We start from the raw sequence: 16,573 nt of genomic DNA on the forward strand, positions 1-16,573 counted from the left end.
AAAATCCCCCTCCGTCAAATGGAAGGGGATTTTTCGTTATGTGAAAAACTAAGAATTGAAGTTAGAAGAATTAATCTGTAGATTTACCCCGTTTTTTTGGGATGGTATATCCAGGTTTTTGGGAGAGTGCCCAAAGCATTGCAGCGAACGAAACGCCTAGAACGCTTGGGATAATCCATGCAAGCGAATCCATAATACATTCCTCCTTCTTGCTGTTTTATCCATTATATGCAGAGAGTGATATTATCCAATACCCATGAAAACTTGGGTTCAAACGCAACTTGAGAAAAGTTGAAAATAGGGTAGAAATGCGGCGGGAGTGTTTACCTGGAAATGAGATTAGGATAGACGAAAGCGTTTTTGTGGAATAGGGACAAAAGAAAATCAAGCACATCGAAGCTGCTTGAAGGCGGAAGCAATCTTCTGGGGGTGTTAATCATAATTGTGCAGACTTTTTATTTTCTTCTTCATTCGGTTGTTCAGTAGGAGGTGGGGGCGTTCCTGTCCGTAGCAGTTCAAGTCCCCTGAGTACGGCATCACCGCCAAATCCTGCGGTTACAGCAAGCAATACGACTCTTAAGGTGGAATCTGTATCGGCCGCAAGAACCAGCAAAACTGCAGCGAGTGCTGCCATAAGAATATCTTCAAGGCATCCTAGATAAATGAACTGTTTTGTTTTTCTTGGTTTTACAATTTTCCCCCTTTTCCGAACGTGGCCAGCCAATCCGACAATCGAACCAATCAGAAAAGCGCATATAATATTCGTCAGCATATTCTCACTCTCCTAAAGTCGAATTATTGGTTGGAGCGACTTCAGGTTGAATCTAGGTGTGATACTATTATATAAAAAAAAGTGATGGAATAGTATAGGATATTTCACAGAAATTTCAATTCTTGTCCATTGCTATTCTAGAAATAACTTTTTTAGGAAATTTTCCCAACAATACAAATAAAGAAAGCAAGCGTTGTTATGCCTGCTTTCCGATAACCTCGAAAATCCTCAAATTATTTAATGCATATGGCGGTATACACCGATAACTTTTCCCAAGATCGATACATTTCGCAGAATGATGGGATCCATCGTCGGATTTTCAGGCTGCAGCCGGACAAACTCTCTTTCTTTGAAAAAGCGTTTTACCGTTGCTTCGTCTTCTTCTGTCATCGCGACAACGATTTCGCCATTGTTGGCTGTCTTTTGTTGTTTTACAATTACATAATCTCCGTCAAGAATTCCTGCATCGATCATACTATCCCCCATCACCTCGAGCATAAAAACCTGCTCGTCAGATGGTACTAATCTGTCGGGCAACGGAAAGTACTCTTCGACATTTTCTATTGCGGTAATCGGCTGGCCCGCAGTAACCTTCCCGACCACTGGCACGTTTATTACATTATATTTCGGAATGATGCTGTCTTGCTGCTGAATATCAAGAATTTCAATTGCTCTTGGTTTAGTCGGGTCACGTCTAATTAATCCTTTGCTTTCAAGCCGGGCAAGATGCCCGTGTACAGTAGAGCTTGAAGCAAGTCCTACCGCTTCCCCAATCTCTCTCACTGAAGGTGGATAACCTTTTTTTCTTACTTCTTCTTTAATGAACTCAAGAATATCTTGCTGCCGTTTCGATAGCTTAGCCATAATTTAAGCACCTCGTCTGTTTTCTTTGTTCAATTATAACACGTATGTTCGCATGGTACAAACATAAGTTCGAATTTTCAATTGACAACAAACGAGTGTTCGCTTTATAATGAACTTGGATAGAGCGAACATATATTCGGGAAGAGGTTATGGAAAATGAAACGATTTATGGAATCTTACTCTTTTGCTATTATACTATTAGCCGTAAGTCTGATTTTTGTCCTAGTATTTGCTGTTCAGGCAGATAGCAAAGAATGCTATGTCACCGTGACAGTCGAAGAAGGGGAAACGCTTTGGAACATTGCACAACAATACTCGGAAGGTCACAATCTTACTACCGGAGATTTTGTCAAATTGATTGAAACCGAGAATGGAATAGCTGGTGGAATCATTCGCGCAGGCGATAAACTGGTGGTACCTGTTCAACTTGAAGAGACAGAAGGACAGATGGCTGGTTCTGATTCAAAATAAAAAGCATTTCAATGAAAAGCAGGGATGTCAACATGCAGGCAGCGATATATTGCCGTGTCAGTACAAATAAAGAAACTCAGGAAACATCTCTCGTTAGGCAAGAAGAAGAACTTACTGCACTTGCAACTTCCTATGGATTCGAAGTTGTAAGCATCATTAGGGAACAGGCTAGTGGTTATGACTTGGAGAGAGAGGGAATCCTGGAGTTGCTATCATTAATCAAGAATGAGGAAATCCAGATTGTACTAATTCAAGATGAAACTAGACTTGGGAGAGGGAATGCGCGGGTAGCCCTGCTGCATTGCATCCGGAAAGAAGGAGTAAAGCTATACAGCATTTCCAGCCAAGGAGAATTACAGTTATCAGAAGCTGACTCCATGATACTTCAGATTGTATCAATGGTGGAGGAGTATCAGCGCAAGCTGCATAATATTAAGATTAAGCGAGGCATGCGCAGGGCCGTCAGTCAGGGGTATAGGCCAGAACGTAATTTAAAAAACAAAGGTGAAAATGCCGGAAGAGAACGGAAGGAAGCTCCCGTACAGGAAATTGTTCGTTTGCGAAGCAACGGGTTAACCTTCGCGGAGATTGCTACAACACTCTGTGGGTTTGGTTATAATGTCTCCAAGGCAACTGTTCACCGCAGGTTCAAGGAATACATAGAGAAAGAAGAAAAGGAATAAGCTTTACGATTTTTTTGTAAAAACGGCAGCAAGGATTCTTGAAATAATGATTGAACTTTAGTAATATGGCACTTGTCAAACAATCAATGGAAAGGAGCCGGAAGATGCTGCCGAAACATAAGATAGCAAGAATTAATGAGCTGGCACGTAAGGCGAAACAATCTGCCTTAACAGAGGAAGAAGCGAAGGAACAGACGAAATTACGCGCAGAGTATCTTAGAAATTTTCGGTCTTCCATGCTGAATACACTAAAGGGCGTCACGGTTGTCGATCCTTTAGGGAACGATGTGACACCGGAAAAACTAAAGCAATATAATGGGAAAAATAATCTTCATTAAGTTTGGATGGATAGAAAATGAGGAATACATCATTGTGTGTATCCTTTTTTTGTTGTTGCGGCACGGAAACATTACACTCATATGATTGAATAGCTTCATGTTATTGTGTCAAAATAAAGAACAGACTTGCTTTTTTTGTCTGTGTTAGGTACATTTTGATGTATATCTTTTACTGTCACAATAATATTAATGTTGTAGTCAGTTCATTAAGAAAGGATGTTTTGCATGTTTGATAAAATTGATACACTTTCCATTGACAGTATTCGTACTCTGTCTATAGATGCGATTGAGAAAGCTAATTCCGGTCACCCTGGAATGCCAATGGGCGCTGCTCCAATGGCGTATACTTTATGGACTCGTTTTATGAAACATAACCCTAAAAATCCAGATTGGTTTAATCGTGATCGCTTTGTTCTCTCCGCGGGGCATGGTTCTGCACTCCTCTACAGCCTTCTTCATCTCTCAGGTTATGGCCTTTCGATTGAGGACCTGAAGGAATTCCGCCAATGGGGTAGTAAAACACCCGGACATCCTGAATTCCGCCATACTGTAGGCGTGGAAGCGACAACAGGACCACTTGGTCAAGGTATCGCGATGGCAGTCGGTATGGCTATGGCCGAGCGACATATGGCCGCAGTATACAATAAAGAAAAATACGAATTAATAAACCATTTTACATATAGCATTTGTGGTGATGGGGATCTAATGGAAGGTGTTTCTGCCGAGGCAGCATCACTTGCTGGACATTTGAAACTCGGACGCCTTGTTGTTCTTTATGACTCAAACGATATTTCACTTGATGGTGACCTCGACAGGTCCTTCTCAGAAAGTGTAGCAAACCGCTTTGAGTCTTATGGATGGCAATATATTCGCGTGGAAGATGGAAATAATTTGGATGAGATTGCAAAAGCTTTGCAAGAAGCACAGTCTGATCTTGACCGTCCGACCATGATTGAAGTTAAAACGGTTATTGGCTATGGATCTCCAAACCTTGCTGGAAAATCAGATGTACATGGTGCTCCACTGGGAAAAGAAGAACTTATGCTGACTAAAGAAGCATATAAGTGGACTTTTGAAGAGGACTTCTATGTTCCTGAGGAGGTGTATAGCCATTTCCACAGCCAGATAGTTGAAAAAGGGCAAACTGTTGAAAAAGAGTGGAATGAACTGTTTGCAAGCTATAAGAAAGAACATCCACAGCTTGCAACAGAATTGGAAGCTGCAATCAAGGGCGAACTTCCTGATGGGTGGGAACAGAGTCTTCCAGTATACGAAGAAGGGAAAAGCCTTGCGAGCCGTGCTTCATCGGGAGAAGCAATTAATGCAGTAGCAAATGCTGTTCCATTTTTCGTTGGGGGTTCTGCTGACCTGGCAGGATCCAACAAAACATCGATTAAAGGAAGCGGTGACTTCTTCCCAGGTTCCTTTGAAGGCCGTAATATTTGGTTCGGGGTCCGTGAATTCGCAATGGGTGCAGCAATGAATGGTATGGCACTTCACGGTGGAGTGAAAGTATTTGGCGGTACATTCTTTGTGTTCTCCGATTATTTACGCCCAGCAATTCGCTTGGCCGCCCTGATGGGCCTTCCTGTCACTTATGTTTTCACGCATGACAGTATTGCTGTTGGTGAGGATGGACCTACTCACGAACCAATCGAACAGCTTCCTGCCTTGCGTGCAATGCCAAATCTCTCGGTTATTCGTCCGGCAGATGGCAATGAAACAGCTGCAGCTTGGAGATTGGCGGTTGAATCGAAGGATAAGCCGACAGCACTAGTACTAACTCGCCAAAACTTGCCTACTATTAAAGATACTGATAAAAATGCATATGAGGGTGTATCTAAGGGGGCTTATGTTATTTCACCATCTGGCAAGGAAACTGCTGATGCCCTGCTCCTTGCTGCTGGTTCTGAAGTAGGACTTGCAGTAAAAGCTCAGGAAACTTTAGCTGCTGAAGGCATCCATGTATCTGTTGTCAGCATGCCTTCATGGGATCGTTTTGAAGCTCAATCACAAGAATATAAGGAAAGTGTTATTCCAAAAACTGTTAAGAAGCGACTTGGTATTGAGATGGCAGCACCTCTTGGCTGGCACAGATATGTTGGCGATGAAGGTGAAGTACTTGCCATTAATACATTTGGAGCGTCTGCCCCAGGAGAGAAAATCATGGCGGAATATGGCTTCACTGTTGAAAATGTCGTAGCACGAGTAAAAGCTTTGCTTTCTTAATTAGGATATAAAAGGGTAGGCGAATGCCTATCCTTTTTTTATAGGTTAAAAATCCTAGCTTCCTGTATACAAGCTAAAAATAAACCTTAGAAAAGTTTGAATTTGACAAAATAAGTCTCTTTTTTTAACAGCTTTAGACACAAGTCCAGCTATGTTTTTTTTATAATGGTAATAATAGTTGTCTAAAGAGGAGGGATCAGGATGAGATCCTACCAGCTTTACTTAATTGAAGAGGAGTTTGCTGCACATTATTTTGGTAGAGAAAGAATGTTTTTTACACTGTTCAAGGAGCATTTCCATGCAGAAGGAGAAAGGAGATTGATCCTTGAGAAGCAAATAGACTATATAACGAAGCCTATACCTGTACTTATGGTCCACCAACAGATTCATCAGAATCTAGAAAAAACAAAAGGATTTACTGTGAAAAAGGGCATCTATCACTATGAGAAAGAGAAGCCGTCCAGCAGTGCAGAAATGGTAGTCAGGGACAAATCCATTCGGATTGATTCGAAAGGAAATGAATTTGCTGAAACAGTGTTTTTCGAAGAGTTAAGAAAGGTGGAGACTTCTTTTTTGGCAATAGACACAGAAACGCAAAAATTTGGGTGGCTGAAACCGATAAAAGAAAGAAAATTTGTCTAAAAATCAGGCAAATACTATCAAGATATTGTATAATAACGATTGGTTTAGTACACTGTATGATAGACAACATGAAGGAGGAAGTATTGTATGTGGCAGCTTATTCTAGTTGGTATACTGGCACTCCTTGCCGGTGTAGCACTAGGATTTTTCATTGCTCGTAAATATATGATGAGCTACTTGAAGAAAAATCCACCAATCAATGAACAAATGCTTAAAATGATGATGATGCAGATGGGTATGAAGCCATCCCAGAAGAAAATCAATCAAATGATGCAAGCAATGAACAAGCAGATGAAATAGTATCTGAAAAAAACCCTTATTGCACTAGGGTTTCCGCTTGCTTGAGACAATGATATGGTGGAATCTTCACAAACCAATTGTTTGTAGGGTGAATCTTTCACCGGAAATTTATCTCGAATTTGGTCAAAATCTTTCATCAGCCTAACAGAAACCATTTTTTCCGTTGGAACCTTAACCAAAGGAAAAGGTGGTTTTTATTATGGATTTTAAGATGTGCTGGGGGAGTATCTATGTCATTGTCAGGCAAAAGGATTTACCGTTAAGACCATGAAGAATAAGCGCCAGGAGTATAAACAGCTTAAACAATTTCTCAATGAAAAGAGAGCAATTACTGAATTGGAAAGTATCACAACTTTACGATCTAAAAGCATATGTAAGGTTCAAGCGTAATGAGGGATTACAACCACAGAGCGTGGTCTCCATGTTTAAAATGATAAGAGCGTTCTTTTCTTGGTGTGAGAGAGAAGAGTATTTAAAAGAAAACATTGCAAAGAAGGTCGAAGTTCCAAAAGTACCGAAGAAGATCCTTAGTGGTTTTACGGTAAAAGAAGTACAGAGCATGATAGAGGCTTTTTCTTATAAAACCTACATCGAGGCTAGGAACAAGGCAATAATATCCATGCTGGCTGACTGTGGGCTTCGTGCGATGGAGTTGTGGGGATTACTACTAGTGAATGTGAAAGAATCCTCTGTCTTAGTTAATGGTAAAGGAAATAAAGAGAGAATTGTCTTCATTAGTCCAGCATTAAAGAGAATCCTTATTAAGTATGAGCGGGCAAGAAAGCAATATTTCAAAGATAAAGATACATCAGGTCATTATTTTCTTTCCTATGTAGGGAAAGACATCTCTCATGTTGCTCTGGATAATATTGTTAAAGAAGCGGGGAAGCGAGCAAGAATAAAAAATAAACGGTGTAGTCCGCACACCTTCCGACATTTTTTTAGTGTTCAGTGTATTAGAAATGGTAATGACATATATACATTATCGAAGTTGCTAGGGCATTCAGAAATTAGTACGACTCAAGCTTACTTTAGTTCCTTAGAGGATATTGAGTTAATTGAAAAAGCAACCCCGACCAGTCCTCTTATGTATTTGGCAAGCAAAAAATGTATGAAACGGCAGTTAAAAATGTAGCCACCTGCCAACCGTTTTCTAATTTTGTAATAATGACTCCTTATAGCGATGACTATCTCCATTAAATACCACCAGATGAGAGTTATGGATCAGTCGGTCAATGACTGCTTCCGTTAATATTGGATCTCCAAAGACGTGGTTCCACTGACCGAACTGAAGATTGGTCGTAATAATAATACTCTTGGACTCATAACACATTGAAATAATTTGGAATAATAGTTCTCCACCTTGCTTGTGCAGTGGAATATACCCCAGTTCATCAAGGATTAATAAATCCAGCTTTTCTATTTGCTTGAACAATTTCGGCAAAGTACCCTTTTCATTTGCTTCTAGAAGCCGGTTTACTAACCCTGCCACTGTGTAGAACTTAACTGTTTTACCAAACCTATGTATGGCATTCAAACCAATTAAGGTCGCTAGATAGGTCTTTCCAACACCTACCCCTCCGTAAAATATCGCATTCTCTTGTCTTTCCATGAACTCTCCATTTAATAGGGATTCCTTTGTCAATCCTGCTGGAACCTGGACTTCACCCCAATCAAACGGTTTTCCTTTCACTTTTGGAAGTGTAGCCTGTGTTAAAAGGAGATTCATCCTGCGCTCCTCACGCTGCTGGATTTCAGCTTCAAAAAGCTTAAGTAGATATTCTTGATTACTTGTAGCTTCCACTTCATCAAAATGCTCCTTGATCCAGCTCAACTTCAGTCGTTTTGCATAAGACTTAACTAGGTCGTTCATTATGACTCCACTCCTTTATGGAGCCTGTCATAATGTCCTAGCCCTCGTGTCGCATCTGGTAGTTGAGGCAAAGACGACCTCGGCTTTATGTCACTTCGGATTCCTCGTCCATTAATAAGTTGATAGAATACTTGTTTAATCGCATCCACGGAGGGATGCCCACGTTCAGAGGCCATGACCAGTGCTTTAGTAATCATGAGGAAATCATGGTCCTTTAAGATCGTTGATAATAGTTTCAGTGCCTCCGGCTTTTCTGCCACTGTACATGCTTCAAAATAGTTCTTCCATTCTTCCGGAAGTTGATCATAAAACCCTGTATATTTAAGTGCCGTAGGCCGTTTGGCCATCAAGTTCAGATAAGGCTGCCATTTCATGGACTTTCTATACTGGCCATAAAGCCGGGAATGACGGACGACAAGCTGGTGATTATCATTCAAGATATCCACCTTGTCATATGAAATTTTCACCAGTACCTTGCTTTGCGCATATCGGGGAGAAGTGGAGTACAGATTAAGATCCAACTTGATATACCCATACTTATCAGCTTTCAGGGTTTCATACCTGACACACTCGTACTCTTTAGACGGTAATGTGAGGAAGGCGGACTTATCCTCTTCAAAGAGTTCTGAAATCATCTTCTCCTTCTGGTAATGCTTCCTATCACGGTCTTTCTCTGCCATAGCCCATAATTCCTTATTTAGCTCGTCCAGGTTGATGACATGAAGTCCTGGGAGGAGGAAATTATTTCTGATATACTTGACCATTGCTTCCACATGGCCCTTTTCATTTCCACTATTAGGATTGCAGAATTCACACTCGAAACCGTAGTGAAGGACGAAGTTCTGGAACTCGTCCGTTAGTTGCCTTTCACCATTTGGCAAAACTTTCTTAACGGCAGGAGTAAGGTTATCAAACCTAATAGCCTTGGGTACTCCACCCATATGGTGAAATACTCTTTTCATCCCCTCAAGGAAACACTCCTTATTTTGGGATGGGAAAGCCTGAAAATAAAAGCCGTTACTGGAAGGGAAGGACATTACTAGGAACGGTAATACAATTTCTTCTCCTCCATAGATAAATGGAGCTTCACCAAAATCCACTTGGGCGGTTCCTGGAATGGATTTGAGTGGAAGAGCAGCCTCATCCGTCTCGTTAAGGAAGTCTTTTTTTCTTGTGGAAACATAATCCCTGACCGTTCGGTCGGATCCTTTAAATCCATGATGATCTTTCAATAGTTCCCACATTCTCTTGGCTGTTCTACGAAACTTCTTTTTCTTTTTCAGATCCTCCCTAATCCATTCATCTAGTATGGCTTTCACTGGATCTAATACAGGTGCTGTTCTTGTCTGTTTCTTTTTAGGCTTTTCGTTGAAATCTTCCAAGTTCGCATACTTCTTAATTGTCCTTGGATCTTTCCCCATTCTTTTAGCTACATTTGCATATCCGCAACCTTTATTGTTAACTTCATGTCTGATATACTTAATCTCGGCCACAGCCAACATCTCCTTAATACCTCCTGCACGTTTTGTACCCAACAGGAAGTGTATGTGTATTTTGGAATGTTGACAAGTGGCTTTTTTTAATTTGTGCAGTCCCCTCGGGGCCTGCACAAATTAAATGCCATAACCTACATTTTTATGATGCCATAAACAGTCCTCTTATGAATGTTTGTGCTTCTTATATACTTATATAGTATTTAAGTAAACAAGAAAAATATTATTTAATAGGTATAAATCTCCACCATTATATTGGAGAAATTATTAACACAACCAATTAAGGAGGATTCTGTATGACTTTGATGTATACAAAAGTTAAGAAAAGAAAGAAATGGAGTTGCTGGCAACGACCCAGAAGAATGGAAGGGTACATATACTGCCGATGAGAACGGCAAGTTGTATGTTAACCAATCATATATATTCGCAACTTTAAGAGAAGCAGCAAAATATACAAAATGTGGACGTGGTTCTATTCAACCCAAGATCACAGCTACTCTACAGGTATTAACAAATCGGATATATTTTAATCGGTATATGCCTGCAGAGATTTCAAGGGATGAAAATGAACTAGTATATCTAGACATACGTGGAGTTAAAAATCCAAATACAAAAGGAAGAAATGTTCGCTATAGAGTGGCTTTGAAACCTGGATGGGAAGCAGAGTTTGAAATCTTGTGGGATAATACTTTAGTAACAAGCAGTCAAATAGAAGCAGTTCTATATGACGGAGGTACGATAGTTGGTCTTGCTTATGGACGTAATATTGGGTTTGGGAGGTTTGATGTTATTTCAATTGAAACAATCTCATATGAAGACTATAAAAGCGGAATAGCTTGATGCCGAAGAAACGACAATCTAGAGAAATTTGGAATGTTACGAGAAAAAAATTTGGCTAAGAGATCAAAAAAAGTGTATACGCTGTAAAAAACGGCTTGAGTTAAGTAAAATCGCAAAAGCTTTAGCAGATGACATCATTCCTCCTAATTGGAGAAGTTTAGTTTGGGAAGATTGATTGTGGTATTAACAATGAAACATGGAGATTAACGTTTCTATGTCTAGTAGGTATTTGTCCACCCTGCTACTGATGAGTATGGGACAAAGAGGTTAGGAGCGGTAAGGAGTAGTTCGAAACGGTAAGGTGAGGTTGTGATCGGCTTAGTACGGTATGGATGAAATAAAAACAGTTATGAAGGAAAGATTGCTCGAAATTTTGGAGTGAGTGCAGATACTTTATCCATTTAGATATTACGCTAGTATTGGAAAAGTGGTAAAACAATTAGTCTTTCTTTGCTCGCAGCAAAGTATTACTTCAACTTCTTCATCATCCTTGTCGCACCCTGGTAGTCCAATAATCATTGTCAAATCAATCATTATTTTTTACATATTGAAGATTTAAATCAGTAAAAAAGCTAAATGGAATAAAACTAATAGCTTGTGGATGAATAGTGGAGCTTTCTCAAGAAAAGAAGGGTGTCAAGCACCCTTCTAAGCTATAAATATCAATCCTTTTTCCTGTCATATCCAATAGACCCTACTTCATAGTCGCTATCGCTGTCACCATCACCATAATGGACTGCCACACTCATTTTTGTATCAGGATCTTCCTTACAATACCCATGAACAAACACCGTACCGCGACCGATGGCAGATGTGAATTCAGAACCTTCTACAACATACGTCATATTATCCTCTTTTTTTATAAACTCCACAGCCACTTTCTCTGCTTTTTCCTTAATTTCATCATCTTTATTGTTACAACCTGATAATCCAGCTATTATTGTCAACGCAATCAACATCCTTTTTATCACTTTATCGCCTCATTATTGGAAATTTTACCTAAAAACAGTATAATATATATGGGGGAGGGAATCAAATAATGAGTAATCATATAGAGGATAAGGTTTATCGTGAACTTAGCGAGCATGTTTACGGCATTCGCGAAGAAGCAAGAATAATAATTAACGGAAAGAGCGAATTTTGGACTCCCGTAGATAAGATGAGTGATCCCGAGACTGGATTTGACGCTGTCGCTTATAGAAATGGAGACAGAATCATTATCGCATATAGGGGAACCGAAGGAGGAGAAATCTTCGGCAGAGGCTGGGAGGATATTGAGACGGATATATACCATGTCGCCCTGAAAGAAGATGTGTGGAGTGGGAAGAAAAATCAGTTCACCCAAAGCGTAGCATTTGCCCAAAGTGTAAGAGATAAATTCCCTAACCTCTATATTTCTACAACTGGTCACTCCCTCGGAGGAGCAGACGCACAATTTGCTTCGGCAATGCTGGGCTTGCCGGGAGTTGGATATAGTGCGCCGCCAGTAACCGATCTTTTGCCACAGGCGATACGACAGAAGGTTTTAGATGGTGAAATGGATGGGAAATTTGTTAACTTCATTCATCAAAAAGACCCTGTTGGAGCAGGGGCATTGAAACCATGGGAACAGCGTCATGTCGGTTCTACCTATGCCATAGGCGGCATGTATAGCTTAGAGAATATCGACAGAGGACTTTTAACCCGACTGCAAGAGTTAACTTGGCACCATTCTCTGGAAAGATATAAGTTTGATAAACACGGAAATATTAAAGGAAAGTTATTTACAAATATTCAAACTGGAGAAGAAATATACAAGTCTCCACGTTTAATAGGGAGCGCAGAAGCTGGCACCATTCAAATAACTCCTGAAATCCTTTTGCAGAAAGCAGACGAATTAAAGCATACTATCCGAAGAATCGAAGAAGAGCATGAATATGCGAAAGGTAAACTACTTTCTGTCTCCCATATATCAGTAGCGGAACATATTGAACTCATGCTTCACCATAATATGAGTGAATTTATCAACTGGTACGGGGAAAGCACTACGGAGTTTGAACATATATTAAGAGAAACGGCTAAATTATTTGTGGAGGCTGACACGCTGAAATGATTGGAACTTCACTTGCATTAGTTAAAGAATATTCATCCGAGATAGAAAAGCTATATAGGACGGAGCGTAATCTTGAAGAGTATATTGATTTATTGAGGAAGGAAAAGAGGACGCTCCACGACTTCTTCACCGCTGTTTTATCATCCAGCTGGAGATCAGGAAAAGCAAAGGAAAAGTTCCAGCGGTCAGTAGAAAGATACATGGATAAATTCTCTTACAGGATACAGATGTTAGAGGAAACACAGGTGGAGGTAATTAAAACAAGAAAAGAAGTAAATATCCTACATAAGAAGGCAATAATTCAATCTTCCGCAGAAATTGCAAAAGGAGTAATGTGACTATTACTCCTTTTTTCTTCCTCTAAATGTTCAGTTGAGAGTAAGACCGAATTATAAAAAAAGAACGCACCATCCGGTACGCATCACAAATAGCCGTAAATTCTGATTCTTTGAATCGAATTACGGCTTTATTTACGACATTCTAGCTGTATCTTCTTTGACCAGGGCAAGTACTGATCCAAAATTCCAGGATCTTGATGGATACCGAGATTCGGTAGATCGGTGAAAAGCTTCTTTATATATTCGTAGAAATCAATGCCATTACTTTTGGCTGTTTCTGCGATACTTAAACAAATGGCATTGGCTTTTGCACCTGCTTCAATCACGCTAAAGAGCCAATTTTTTCTCCCTATAACGTTGGGCCGGATGGCATTTTCAGCGGGGTTATTATCAATTTCAATGCGCCCATCATACAGGAATGCTTTGAGCCCCTTTGCCCTGTTCAGTGTGTATTCGGCTGCTATGGCAAGGGCATTTTTTCCGTAGAATGGCGATTTTTCAACCCATTCAAGGAATTTCTCAACAATCGGCTTCGAGTATTTTTGGCGTTTTTTTCTGCGCTTACTCGGAGACAACCGTTTAAATTTCCTTTCGAGTCGGTATAAATCGTCACAATAACTCACGCCAATCTGACCATTTTTGCTGTCCGCTTTCAGCCAATAGCGACGAACGTGCGCCCAACAGTTTGCAAAGGTAACGCCTTTCAACTTCCCATAGGCAGAATAGCCATCACAAATAATGGTCCCAGAAAAGCCTTCAGTGAAGCTTTCAAGGATTAGCGGGCCCGTGACAAAGCACTTTGAAAGAGAGTCATTGGCGGCCCTTGGCATGGCACACTTCGATACACCCAATTATACGCATTGGTTTGACCGGATTTCCCATCAGATCGATAGAGAATTTGTCCATACGTTTCATCGACGTGTAAAAGGGATTTCGTCATCATTAAATGCTTCATACGTTCATAAATGGGCAATAACCAATCGTGTGAGGCACGAATAACCCAATTCGAAAGGTTCTTATTGTTGGTATTCAGGCCATAACGGTCCCATTCTTTTACCTGACGGTAAAGGGGTAAGTATTGTGAGAATTTATCATATATGACTTTGGCAAGTACGCTAGGACTTGCGATACTACGTAAACCTTAACCAAAGGAAAAGGTGGTTTTTATTATGGATTTTGAAGATGTACTGGAGGAGTATCTATACCACTTCCAGGAAATAAAGCAGAATTTTTCTAACATCAGTCCAGCATTAAAAATGTTGAATTGAAGATTTAAATATCAGTATAAAAATTAAATTAAAATACAATAACTAAAAACCAGCCTTGAAGCATGGATGCTTTTGGCTGGTTTTTTAATTTACGGAAAGCTGCTGATGCACGCAGGCTCGATTATATTCGTTAAGCAGGCTGTCAAGCTCCTGGCTGTAGTGAATCGCTTGTTTGGAAGTGAATCCATACTGCGAGGCTACAGTGATGAGTTGTGCACGTTTTTTTTCGATTAGTACTATCAATTCTTGTTTAGACACGGAACTCGATTCCTTCCTTTGTTATAATTCATACAACATATATGTAAACTAATTTAAAAAATAGAAAATATTACAAGGTTACTGTCTAGTATAATAGAAGACATGTAAATATTCAAAAGATAATTACTAAATCCGCTAGTTTTTATGAATAAATTGTGAATTAGGTTAATAAATGATTAATAAATGATTAATAGTATAAACCTATAAAAATGTTCAGATTGTAAATTCATATCTTTTCTTTGCCAGTTTTGTTAGAATGGTAACGAATTGATGTAAATACAGGAGTTGTTACCAGTGACTGATTTTAATGTTTTCATTGCTTTTGGCGCAGGGATCCTTAGTTTTATATCTCCATGCTGCCTCCCGCTCTATCCAGCTTTTCTCTCATATATAACAGGGATGTCTGTCGGTGAACTTAAGAGCGAAAATGCAATGCTTCAGCGCCGGAGCATGCTGCATACGCTGTTTTTTTTAATCGGTTTTTCGCTAATTTTCGTGGCGCTCGGGTTTACCACGACCTTCGTCGGTCATTTTTTCAAAGAGTATAACGATCTCATCCGCCAGATTGGAGCTATTTTCATCGTTTTCTTCGGTCTAATGGTTGTAGGCTTTATTAAGCCGGAATGGCTGATGGCCGACCGCCGATTTGAATTTAAGAATCGTCCATCTGGCTACATAGGATCTATTTTAATAGGCATGGCGTTTGCCGCCGGATGGACACCATGTACTGGTCCAATTCTCGGGGCCGTATTTGCTCTCGCCAGTTCGAACCCTAGTTCAGGAATGGTTTATATGATTGCCTATACACTCGGGTTTGCGGTTCCCTTTTTCCTCTTGTCTTTTTTTATTGGCAAGATGGGATGGATTAGAAAAAATAATGTGAAGATCATGAAGTTTGGCGGCTATTTGATGATTGTCATGGGGGTACTTCTCTTCTTTGACATGATGACTGTTATCATTCAATTCTTCTCCTCTCTTACAGGAGATTTTAAAGGTTTTTAATCCGATATAGTGTTTCGTATTTTTTGGATTTTTTTTGGGGGCTTAAACTTTATAAATTTCCCAATTGCAGTTCGGGACTTAAGAGAATACAATTTAATTGCTATGCACTTATGGCCACTGCTAGGGAGGATTTAACTCTATCACTTTGGTGTGTTGTCAGGGGGATGCTGGATGGCCAGAATATTGATAGTTGATGACGCGAAATTTATGAGAGTCACTTTAAGTAAGATATTGAAGCAAGCAGGGCATGAAGTGGTCGGTGAAGCGGAAAATGGTAAAATTGCTGTGGAGTTATTTCGCGAACTAAAACCAGACATTGTAACGATGGATATCACGATGCCTGAAATGTGTGGGCTTGAGGCTGTAAAAGCGATCAGGGGAGAACACCCTGATGCAAAAATTATTATGTGCTCCGCAATGGGTCACCAGAAAATCATCGTTGAGGCAATAGAGGCGGGAGCGAAAGACTTTGTTGTGAAGCCATTTGTTGAATCAGTCGTGCTTGATTCCATTGACCGGGTACTGTAGAAGTGCGGGCAAACTGCTTTTCAACGTCAGAGATTTTCAGTATGTTTATAATGTAAAACTACATTAAGAAGGTTAAAATCATGAACTATGTTCTATTATCTACAATAGGGGCGGTTTTTATGGGAACGCTCGTAATGTTGCTAAGAGTGAAAGCTGCTAAAAAGCCCGCATCTGCAAAGAAGATTATCCTTCCGCCAATCTTTATGAGCACTGGTGCATTGATGTTCCTCTTCCCGCCTTTTCATGTGACGTTTGCGGAAGTCGTTGAGGCGGCGGGGGTGGGAATGGCATTTTCCATCCTCTTAATCAAGACGTCCAAATTTGAAATTCGAGACCAAGAGATTTATCTGAAGCGCTCTAAAGCATTCATGTTCATCCTTGTCGGATTGCTAGTTGTACGGCTTATAGGGAAGACGATTCTCAGCAGCAGTATTGATGTCGGGGAACTGAGCGGAATGTTCTGGATTTTAGCGTTTGGTATGATCGTTCCTTGGCGTATTGCCATGTACATGCAGTTTATGAAGCTAAAGCACGAAATGGCTAAATTTGAAAGTCCAAAAGTGGTATAAAAAAATCTCCCAG

Annotated in this window: 20 protein-coding genes and 1 pseudogene; 13 read left to right on the forward strand and 8 right to left on the reverse strand. The window is 40.1% G+C overall.

The genetic code is table 11. The features are described from left to right. Window positions 1–70: 70 nt before the first annotated feature. From BQ5796_RS18655 to lexA, 3 genes are all read right to left on the reverse strand, one after another. Window positions 71–193 (reverse strand): hypothetical protein, encoded by a 123-nt coding sequence (locus BQ5796_RS18655; RefSeq protein ID WP_282956852.1) that lies wholly within the window; start codon window positions 191–193, stop codon window positions 71–73. 243 nt (window positions 194–436) lie between these two features. Continuing rightward, entirely contained in the window at window positions 437–772 is a 336-nt protein-coding gene (locus BQ5796_RS06690) for a DUF4257 domain-containing protein (protein WP_071459532.1), read from the reverse strand. 237 nt (window positions 773–1,009) lie between these two features. After that, a complete protein-coding gene (gene lexA, locus BQ5796_RS06695) occupies window positions 1,010–1,636 on the reverse strand; it encodes a transcriptional repressor LexA (protein ID WP_071459533.1) in 627 nt (208 codons plus the stop codon). A 156-nt stretch (window positions 1,637–1,792) separates the two neighbouring features. Here lexA and yneA point away from each other — a divergent pair, with 156 nt between their 5' ends. The 7 genes from yneA (at window position 1,793) to BQ5796_RS06730 (ending at window position 7,434) form a co-directional block, all read left to right on the forward strand. Further along, entirely contained in the window at window positions 1,793–2,107 is a 315-nt protein-coding gene (gene yneA / locus BQ5796_RS06700; protein ID WP_071459534.1) for a cell division suppressor protein YneA, read from the forward strand. A 32-nt stretch (window positions 2,108–2,139) separates the two neighbouring features. Next, window positions 2,140–2,790, forward strand: coding sequence for a YneB family resolvase-like protein (locus BQ5796_RS06705; RefSeq protein ID WP_071459535.1), 651 nt, complete (start codon window positions 2,140–2,142; stop codon window positions 2,788–2,790). Window positions 2,791–2,894: 104 nt separating this feature from the next. Then, a complete protein-coding gene (locus BQ5796_RS06710; RefSeq protein ID WP_071459536.1) occupies window positions 2,895–3,128 on the forward strand; it encodes a DUF896 domain-containing protein in 234 nt (77 codons plus the stop codon). 225 nt (window positions 3,129–3,353) lie between these two features. Beyond that, window positions 3,354–5,357 (forward strand): transketolase, encoded by a 2,004-nt coding sequence (tkt, locus tag BQ5796_RS06715; RefSeq protein ID WP_071459537.1) that lies wholly within the window; start codon window positions 3,354–3,356, stop codon window positions 5,355–5,357. A gap of 201 nt (window positions 5,358–5,558) precedes the next feature. Next, window positions 5,559–5,999: a sporulation inhibitor of replication protein SirA gene (sirA, locus tag BQ5796_RS06720; RefSeq protein ID WP_071459538.1), complete on the forward strand. Its 441-nt coding sequence runs from the start codon at window positions 5,559–5,561 to the stop codon at window positions 5,997–5,999. An 87-nt stretch (window positions 6,000–6,086) separates the two neighbouring features. After that, a complete protein-coding gene (locus BQ5796_RS06725; RefSeq protein WP_071459539.1) occupies window positions 6,087–6,299 on the forward strand; it encodes a YneF family protein in 213 nt (70 codons plus the stop codon). Between the two features lie 421 nt (window positions 6,300–6,720). Then, window positions 6,721–7,434, forward strand: a complete 714-nt coding sequence (locus tag BQ5796_RS06730) for a tyrosine-type recombinase/integrase (RefSeq protein ID WP_234969315.1) — start codon at window positions 6,721–6,723, stop codon at window positions 7,432–7,434. 18 nt (window positions 7,435–7,452) lie between these two features. Here the strand turns inward: BQ5796_RS06730 and istB are convergent, their stop codons facing one another. Continuing rightward, the gene (istB, locus tag BQ5796_RS06735) at window positions 7,453–8,172 is read right to left on the reverse strand and encodes an IS21-like element helper ATPase IstB (RefSeq protein WP_071459540.1); all 720 of its coding nucleotides are present in this window, start codon (window positions 8,170–8,172) and stop codon (window positions 7,453–7,455) included. Next, window positions 8,172–9,674: an IS21 family transposase gene (gene istA, locus BQ5796_RS06740; RefSeq protein WP_071459541.1), complete on the reverse strand. Its 1,503-nt coding sequence runs from the start codon at window positions 9,672–9,674 to the stop codon at window positions 8,172–8,174. Before istA ends, istB begins: the two co-directional genes overlap by 1 nt. A 390-nt stretch (window positions 9,675–10,064) precedes the next feature. Here istA and BQ5796_RS06745 point away from each other — a divergent pair, with 390 nt between their 5' ends. Beyond that, entirely contained in the window at window positions 10,065–10,505 is a 441-nt protein-coding gene (locus BQ5796_RS06745; RefSeq protein WP_083413055.1) for a hypothetical protein, read from the forward strand. 662 nt (window positions 10,506–11,167) lie between these two features. On the opposite strand, the gene BQ5796_RS06750 is transcribed toward BQ5796_RS06745, so the two are convergent. After that, a complete protein-coding gene (locus tag BQ5796_RS06750) occupies window positions 11,168–11,476 on the reverse strand; it encodes a hypothetical protein (protein ID WP_071459542.1) in 309 nt (102 codons plus the stop codon). 68 nt (window positions 11,477–11,544) lie between these two features. On the opposite strand from BQ5796_RS06750, the gene BQ5796_RS06755 reads away from it, so the two are divergent. Together BQ5796_RS06755 and BQ5796_RS06760 are read left to right on the forward strand one after the other, a co-directional pair. Beyond that, the gene (locus BQ5796_RS06755; protein WP_071459543.1) at window positions 11,545–12,597 is read left to right on the forward strand and encodes a hypothetical protein; all 1,053 of its coding nucleotides are present in this window, start codon (window positions 11,545–11,547) and stop codon (window positions 12,595–12,597) included. Then, window positions 12,594–12,935 carry a hypothetical protein gene (locus BQ5796_RS06760; RefSeq protein ID WP_071459544.1) on the forward strand — a complete coding sequence of 114 codons (342 nt, stop codon included), beginning with the start codon at window positions 12,594–12,596 and terminating at the stop codon, window positions 12,933–12,935. The genes BQ5796_RS06755 and BQ5796_RS06760 overlap by 4 nt, the downstream gene beginning before the upstream one ends. A gap of 128 nt (window positions 12,936–13,063) precedes the next feature. On the opposite strand, the pseudogene tnpC reads toward BQ5796_RS06760, so the two are convergent. Both tnpC and BQ5796_RS17320 read right to left on the reverse strand, forming a co-directional pair. Next, window positions 13,064–14,070: pseudogene (tnpC, locus tag BQ5796_RS18660) on the reverse strand (IS66 family transposase); the annotation flags it as partial. Between the two features lie 217 nt (window positions 14,071–14,287). Then, complete coding sequence (locus tag BQ5796_RS17320; RefSeq protein WP_074033913.1) at window positions 14,288–14,461, reverse strand: aspartyl-phosphate phosphatase Spo0E family protein; 174 nt, start codon at window positions 14,459–14,461, stop codon at window positions 14,288–14,290. Window positions 14,462–14,755: 294 nt separating this feature from the next. Here BQ5796_RS17320 and BQ5796_RS06770 point away from each other — a divergent pair, with 294 nt between their 5' ends. The 3 genes from BQ5796_RS06770 (at window position 14,756) to BQ5796_RS06780 (ending at window position 16,560) form a co-directional block, all read left to right on the forward strand. After that, on the forward strand, window positions 14,756–15,463 hold the full coding sequence (locus BQ5796_RS06770; RefSeq protein WP_071459545.1) for a cytochrome c biogenesis CcdA family protein: 708 nt from the start codon (window positions 14,756–14,758) through the stop codon (window positions 15,461–15,463). Between the two features lie 171 nt (window positions 15,464–15,634). Next, complete coding sequence (locus BQ5796_RS06775; RefSeq protein WP_071459546.1) at window positions 15,635–15,991, forward strand: response regulator; 357 nt, start codon at window positions 15,635–15,637, stop codon at window positions 15,989–15,991. Between the two features lie 80 nt (window positions 15,992–16,071). After that, window positions 16,072–16,560, forward strand: coding sequence for a CcdC family protein (locus BQ5796_RS06780; RefSeq protein WP_071459547.1), 489 nt, complete (start codon window positions 16,072–16,074; stop codon window positions 16,558–16,560). Window positions 16,561–16,573 lie beyond the last annotated feature (13 nt).

The organism is Bacillus massilinigeriensis (assembly GCF_900111815.1).
In the GTDB taxonomy this organism is placed as follows: Bacteria; Bacillota; Bacilli; order Bacillales; family Cytobacillaceae; genus Mesobacillus_C; species Mesobacillus_C mediterraneensis.